Source organism: Burkholderia sp. Se-20378 (assembly GCF_017104665.1).
In the GTDB taxonomy this organism is placed as follows: Bacteria; Pseudomonadota; Gammaproteobacteria; order Burkholderiales; family Burkholderiaceae; genus Burkholderia; species Burkholderia lata.
Genome location: NZ_JAAGPG010000487.1, coordinates 1 through 6,316, shown reverse-complemented (window position 1 = coordinate 6,316; position 6,316 = coordinate 1). Strand labels below are relative to the sequence as shown.

6 protein-coding genes are annotated in these 6,316 nt (G+C 68.6%); 4 read left to right on the top strand and 2 right to left on the bottom strand.

Annotation, left to right across the window (positions count from 1 at the left end):
• The first annotated feature begins 362 nt into the window (after positions 1-362).
• Genes G3N93_RS31925 through G3N93_RS31915 form a run of 3 tightly spaced genes read left to right on the top strand, consistent with a single transcriptional unit; the run spans position 363 to position 3,198 of the window.
• On the top strand, positions 363-1,334 hold the full coding sequence (locus tag G3N93_RS31925; RefSeq protein ID WP_206134749.1) for a PRC-barrel domain-containing protein: 972 nt from the start codon (positions 363-365) through the stop codon (positions 1,332-1,334).
• Complete coding sequence (locus tag G3N93_RS31920; protein WP_174942716.1) at positions 1,331-2,590, top strand: MFS transporter; 1,260 nt, start codon at positions 1,331-1,333, stop codon at positions 2,588-2,590. Before G3N93_RS31925 ends, G3N93_RS31920 begins: the two co-directional genes overlap by 4 nt.
• Before the next feature lie 41 nt (positions 2,591-2,631).
• Entirely contained in the window at positions 2,632-3,198 is a 567-nt protein-coding gene (locus G3N93_RS31915; protein WP_174942898.1) for an aromatic acid exporter family protein, read from the top strand.
• A gap of 64 nt (positions 3,199-3,262) precedes the next feature.
• On the opposite strand, the gene G3N93_RS31910 is transcribed toward G3N93_RS31915, so the two are convergent.
• Complete coding sequence (locus tag G3N93_RS31910; protein WP_011352768.1) at positions 3,263-3,643, bottom strand: RcnB family protein; 381 nt, start codon at positions 3,641-3,643, stop codon at positions 3,263-3,265.
• A gap of 106 nt (positions 3,644-3,749) precedes the next feature.
• A complete protein-coding gene (msbA, locus tag G3N93_RS31905; RefSeq protein WP_241026776.1) occupies positions 3,750-5,501 on the bottom strand; it encodes a lipid A export permease/ATP-binding protein MsbA in 1,752 nt (583 codons plus the stop codon).
• A gap of 223 nt (positions 5,502-5,724) precedes the next feature.
• Here msbA and G3N93_RS31900 point away from each other — a divergent pair.
• Positions 5,725-6,316 (top strand): glycosyltransferase family 2 protein (locus tag G3N93_RS31900; RefSeq protein ID WP_206134748.1); only part of this gene is annotated, 592 nt, incomplete at its 3' end.

Here is a 6,316-nt window from a genome sequence, read left to right as displayed (position 1 = left end):
TAGCCTTAGCCTTAGCCTTAGCCTTAGCCTTAGCCTTAGCCTTAGCCTTAGCCTTAGCCTTAGCCTTAGCCTTAGCCTTAGCCTTAGCCTTAGCCTTAGCCTTAGCCTTAGCCTTAGCCTTAGCCTTGGCCTTGGCCTTGGCCTTGGCCTTGGCCTTGGCCCTGGCGGCAGCCGGCATCCAGCCTCTTCCTCACCCCACGATCCCTTCCTTTTCCCGACAGTCCGCCTCCAGCAAGCCATCGAAATCGGTCCTGAAAGCAAGACACGTTAAAATCTCACCTCGCGTGGTGCGCCGCCCGCACCCGCCATCCATCGCCAGCCGCGTGCCCTCGGGCCGCCCCCGACCCATGGAGTGAGTGTCAATGAGCGGCGGACTTCCGTTTCCCGCATCCCGCAGCAAGTCGTTGCCGTCCTCGACGGTCTTCCTGATTCTCGCCGCCGCCGCGCTGCTGTCCGGCTGCGGGCTGCTGCCGGTCCAGAACCCGCCCGCGCCAATCAGCGAGGCGCTCGTCGAGCCGATCGAGGAAACCGCCGGCGAACCGCTGACGATGCCGCCCGTGCCCGCGCCGACGCACCCGGAGGAACCGGAAGCGCCGAAGAAGCCGCATCGCGAAGTCGCGCGGCCGAAGCCCGTGCAGCGCCCCGAATCGCCGACACCGCCGCCGCCTCCGCCCCCGCCGATCGTCGCGACGCGCCCGCTCGACCGCACCCAGATCCACGCGTTGCTCGACAGCGAAGTCGCGCGCCGCAACGGCAAGGTGATCGGCCGCGCGGTCGACATGGTGACCGACGCGAGCGGCAAGCCGCGCGAGATGATCGTCAACCTGCAGGGCTTCATGGGCGTGGGCGACCGCAAGGTCATCTTCCCGTGGAACGTGTTCCGCTTCACGCCGGGCGGCAAACAGGAGCCGATCGTGCTCGACGTGCCGTCGGGCGACCTGCCGCCGGCCGCACGGCCCAAGGCCGTGCCGCTGTCCGGTTCGGCCGCGGCCTCGCCCGCGACGCGACTGCCGATGCTCGACAGCGACGTCGAGCGCCCGAACGGCACGAAAATCGGCCGTATCGTCGACGTGCTGATCGACCGCGCATCGCAGCCGCAGGCGGTCGTGCTCGACCTCGGCGGCCTCGTCAATACCGACCGCCGTTCAATCGCCGCGAGCTGGGGCGCACTGCGCTTCGTCACGCGCGACAAGGCGCTGCACCCGCAACTCGACCTGAACGACGCACAGATCAAGGCGTCGCCGCCCTACGCGGCCGACAAGCCGATCGTCGCGGTCTTCCCGCCTGTTGCCCCGGCACCGGTGCCGGCTTCGTCTGCGAGTGCAACCCGATGACGATCAAGCATTCCGTCAGCGCACGCAGTCTCCGGTCCCTCGACTGGCTCAACTTCTTCGTTGCAAACGTTCAAACAGGGTTCGGTCCGTTCATCGCGTCCTACCTCGCGTCGCACAAGTGGACGCAGGGCGAGATCGGCATGGTGCTGTCGATCGGCACGATCAGCGCGATGGTCAGCCAGGTGCCGGGCGGCGCGGCCGTCGATGCGCTGAAGAACAAGAAAGGCGCGGCCGCGTGGGCCATCGCGGCCATCATCCTGTCCGCTGTGCTGCTCGCGTCGAGCCCGACGATCGTGCCGGTGATCGCCGCCGAGGTGTTCCACGGCTTCGCGAGCTGCATGCTCGTGCCGGCGATGGCCGCGATCTCATTCTCGCTCGTCGGCCGCGCCGACCTCGGCGACCGGCTCGGCCGCAACGCGCGCTGGGCGTCGATCGGCAGCGCCGTCGCGGCGGGTCTGATGGGGCTCACCGGCGAATACTTCTCCGCGCGCGCGGTGTTCTGGCTGACCGCCGTGCTGGCGCTGCCCGCGCTGTTCGCACTCGCGATGATCCAGCCGACGCACGAGGTGATCCCGCAGTCGTCGAAGCCCGACGACCACGACGAAGCCGGCGAACGCGAAACGCTCCTCGAGCTGCTGCGCGACCGCCGGATGCTGATCTTCGCGGCGTGCGTCGTGCTGTTCCACCTGTCGAACGCGGCGATGCTGAACCTCGCGGCCGGCGAAGTCACGGCCGGGATGGGCGAGAACGTGCAGCTCGTGATCGCCGCGTGCATCATCGTGCCGCAGGCGATCGTCGCGATGCTGTCGCCGTGGGTCGGCCGCTCCGCGCAACGCTGGGGGCGCCGGCCGATCCTGCTGCTCGGGTTCTCGGCACTGCCGGTGCGCGCGCTGCTGTTCGCGGGCGTGAGCAGCCCGTACCTGCTGGTGCCGGTGCAGATGCTCGACGGCATCAGCGCGGCCGTATTCGGCGTGATGCTGCCGCTGATCGCGGCCGACGTCGCGGGCGGCAAGGGCCGCTACAACCTGTGCATCGGGCTGTTCGGGCTCGCGGCCGGGATCGGCGCGACGCTCAGCACGGCCGCGGCCGGCTACGTCGCCGATCACTTCGGCAACGCCGTGAGCTTCTTCGGGCTCGCGGGCGCCGGTGCGCTCGCGGTGCTGCTGGTCTGGCTCGTGATGCCCGAAACGCGCGTCGAGAACGGTGACGCGGCCGCCGACGAACCGGCCGCCGCATCACCCGAACAGGCGCGCTGACACCGGCGCGCCGCCGTCACCCGCTTCTTGGCCAACGCATGATGGATACGATCAGGACACTCAACGAAGCCCGCCAGCAGATCCAGCAGTCGATCTTCGATCTGTTCAAGGGGCTGTCATTCAGCGAACGGCTCGCGCAGGGCGGGCTGATGGCGCTGCAGGCCGTGTGCGGCGCATGTCTCGCGTACGTGATCAGCCGCGCGCTGCACACCGAGCAGGCCGTGTGGGCGGCGATCACCGCGATCGCCGTGACGCAGCACAACTACTCGGACACGATGTCGCTGTCGCGCGACCAGTTCATCGGCGCGATGGTCGGCGGCGTGCTCGGCTTCGCCGGCGCGGCGCTCGGCGGCGACCGCCTCGTCGCCTACGCGATTACCGTCGCGGTCGTGATCGTCTGCTGCTGGTGCCTGAATGTCGGCAGCGCGGCACGGCTCGGCGGCGTAACCGCGACGATCGTGCTGCTGTTTCCGGGCGACGGCCCGCTGTGGGACATTCCGCTGATGCGGCTCGGCGAGGTCACGCTCGGCACCGTGTGTGCGCTGGGCGTGTGCTGGGTGATGTCGAAAATCGAACGCCGCTGGTTCCGCCACGCGGCGGCAAAGTGATGCGGTGAACCGGCTGCCCGGCGCGCATCGCGGCATCGCGATCCGTGCCGGGCAGCCGGCCGGGTCAGTCGCCGATCCGCAGCACGATGCCGGAACCGATCTGCACCAGCAGGTGATCCCCGCCGACGCCGACCCATTGATAGCCGCGCGGCGGCGGGCTCAGGTGATAGCCGCGCCAGTCGTCGATCACGTACTGGCGATCGCGGAACTCGGGGGGCAGCCGGTCGCCCTTGTGCCACTCGCGGCGCGGCTGGTCGGCCCAGCGCGGCGGCACGTCTTCCTCGTGGCGCATCTGGCCGGGTGGCATGCGTTTCGGGCCATGGCCGTGCTGCATGCCATGGTCGCCCTGGTCGTTGCGGTTGTCGTGATCCTGCGCCATCGCGGCCGGCGCGGCGAAACCCGCCGCGATCACCGCGGCCAGCATCATCCCGTGCATCTTCTTCATCGTGCCTTCCCTCCGTGTTGTCACGTCGAACGAAACCACTCGGACTACCCGATGAAGACTAGCACACGGTATCGCGCGGCCACATGACCGCGCACATGACCGTGCGTTACGCTGCCTGCTGCTGGTACTGGATCCGGTGCAGGTGCGCGTAGAGGCCGCCGTGGCGCAGCAATTCGTCGTGGCTGCCCTCTTCGACGATCTTGCCGGCCTCGAGCACGAGGATGCGGTCCGCGCGCTCGATCGTCGACAGCCGGTGTGCGATCACGAGCGTCGTGCGGCCTTCCATCAGCCGTTCGAGCGCGGCCTGCACGTGGCGCTCCGATTCCGAGTCGAGCGCCGACGTCGCTTCGTCGAGGATCAGGATCGGCGCGTCCTTGTAGATCGCGCGCGCGATCGCGAGCCGCTGGCGCTGGCCGCCGGACAGCCGCATCCCGTTGCCGCCGACGAGCGTGTCGAGCCCGTCGGGCATTGCGGCGACCGCATCGGCGAGGTTCGCGGCCTCGAGCGCGGCCTGCACGCGCGCGCGGTCGGGCGTCTGCCCGTACGCGACGTTCGCGGCGATCGTGTCGTTGAACAGCACGACGTCCTGGCTGACCATCGCCATCTGGCCGCGCAGCGCGTGGAGGTCGTAGTCGGCAACCGGCACGCCGTCGACCAGGATTGCCCCGTCGGTCGGGTCGAAGAAGCGCGGCAGCAGGTTCACGAGCGTTGTCTTGCCGCTGCCGGACGGGCCCGCGAGCGCAATCATTTCACCAGGCGCGACCTTGAACGAGATGCGGTCGAGCGTCGGCCGCTCGGCCGCGCCGTAGTCGAACGACACGTTGCGGAACTCGATGTCGCCACGCGACTGTGCCAGCGGCCGGCCGCCGCCCTGCGGCTCGGCCGGCTCGTCGATCAGCCCGAAGATCAGCTCGGCAGCCGTCATCCCGCGCTGCAGCGGCTGGTTGACGTCGATCAGGTGCTTGAGCGGCGAGATCACCAGCAGCATCGACGTGACGAACGCGACGAAGCCGCCGACCGTCGTCTGGTCGTTCGACGACTGCACGACCGCGATCGTGATCACGACCGCGAGCGCGATCGACGCGAGGAACTGCGTGAGCGGCTGCGCAAGGCCGCCGGAGATCGTCATGCGCATCGCGTAGCCGCGCAGGCGCTTGCTCATCTGCGTGAAGCGGTCCATCTCGTACGCTTCACCGTTGTGCACCTTGACGACCTTGTAGCCGCCAACCGTCTCCTCGACGATGTACGACAGCTCGTTGGTCAGCGTCTGGTGCTCGCGGTTCAGGCGACGCAGGCGGCGGTTGATCTTGCTGACCAGCCAGCCGATGCCCGGCAGGATCACCGCGACGATCAGCGTGAGCCGCCAGTTCAGGTAGAACAGGTAGCCGAGCAGGAAGATCACCGTCAGCGAATCGCGCACGAGCGTGACCATCACGCCGGTCAGCACCGACAGGATCTGGTTGACCTCGAACACGATCGCGTTGATCACCGTGCTCGCCGTCTCGCGCTGGAAGAACGACGCGCCCGTGTGCAGCATCCGCTGGAACATCTCGAGCCGCAGTTGCAGCAGGATGCGGTTCGATACGTAGTTGAGCAGGTAATTCGACGCGTACTGCGATACGCCGCGCACGAGCGCAAGCCCGATCACGGCCATCGGCACGTACCATTTCGCGCGGTCGCTGCCGTGCGCGCCGAAGCCGTGGTCGAGCAGCGGCTTGAGCAGCGCCGGGATCCCGGCCTCGGTGGCCGCGACGACGCCCATCGTCATCACGGCGAGCACCACGATGCCGATCAGCGGCCGGATGTACGGCCACAGGCGCTTGAGGACCGTGACGGGCGAGGTGCCGGTGCCGTCCATCGGTTTGCGAAGAGTGTTCTGGGTTTCCAAGGCAATCCTTCTTGAGCCGCGAAGCGGCGCCCGGACGTGGCCGCCCGGGGTGTCGCCCTGTCGGGCGGGTGCCGAAAAGGGCTCAACATTATAGCCGCACCGCCCCGGCCGGCACGGTCATGGCCGATACGGGCGGCGGCCGGGCCGCGGGTATACTGCCGCTCACCGTTTTCTCCGCCTTTCCGACGATTTCATGGCTGAACCCTCCCTCGGCGTCGCCCTCATCGCCCTCAACGCGTCCGCGCGGCTTGCGCAGTGCCTTGCCGCGCTGTCGTTCGCCGACGACGTCGTCGTCATCGACGGCGGCAGCACCGACGATACCGTCGCGATCGCGCAGGCGCACGGCGCGCGCGTGATCGTCGAGCGCGACTGGCCGGGCTTCGGCCCGCAGAAGAACCGCGCGCTCGACACGCTCGACACCGACTGGATCCTGTCCCTCGATACCGACGAAGTCGTCACTCCGGAGCTCGCGCAGTCGATCCGCGACACGATCCGCGCGCCGGCCGCGCAAGTTTATGCCGTCGACCGGCTGTCGAGCTTCTGCGGCCAATGGATCCACCACAGCGGCTGGTATCCGGACTGGATCCCGCGCCTGTTCCGGCGCGGCGCCGCGCGCTTCTCGGACGATCTCGTGCACGAGCGCCTCGTGTTCGACGGCGCCGCGCAGCGACTGTCCGGCAAGCTGATGCACTACTCGTACGAGGATTTCGAGACGGTCGTGCGCAAGCTCGACGCGTATTCGACGGCCGGCGCGCGCCAGCGCCGCGCGGCCGGCCAGCGCGGCA

Excerpts from the sequence above, each read along its gene's own strand:
- G3N93_RS31925 (WP_206134749.1), top strand. The coding sequence starts at position 363 with ATGAGCGGCGGACTTCCGTTTCCCGCATCCCGCAGCAAGTCGTTGCCG.
- G3N93_RS31920 (WP_174942716.1), top strand. The coding sequence starts at position 1,331 with ATGACGATCAAGCATTCCGTCAGCGCACGCAGTCTCCGGTCCCTCGAC.
- msbA (WP_241026776.1), bottom strand. The coding sequence starts at position 5,501 with ATGGACGGCACCGGCACCTCGCCCGTCACGGTCCTCAAGCGCCTGTGG.
- G3N93_RS31910 (WP_011352768.1), bottom strand. The coding sequence starts at position 3,643 with ATGAAGAAGATGCACGGGATGATGCTGGCCGCGGTGATCGCGGCGGGT.
- G3N93_RS31915 (WP_174942898.1), top strand. The coding sequence starts at position 2,632 with ATGGATACGATCAGGACACTCAACGAAGCCCGCCAGCAGATCCAGCAG.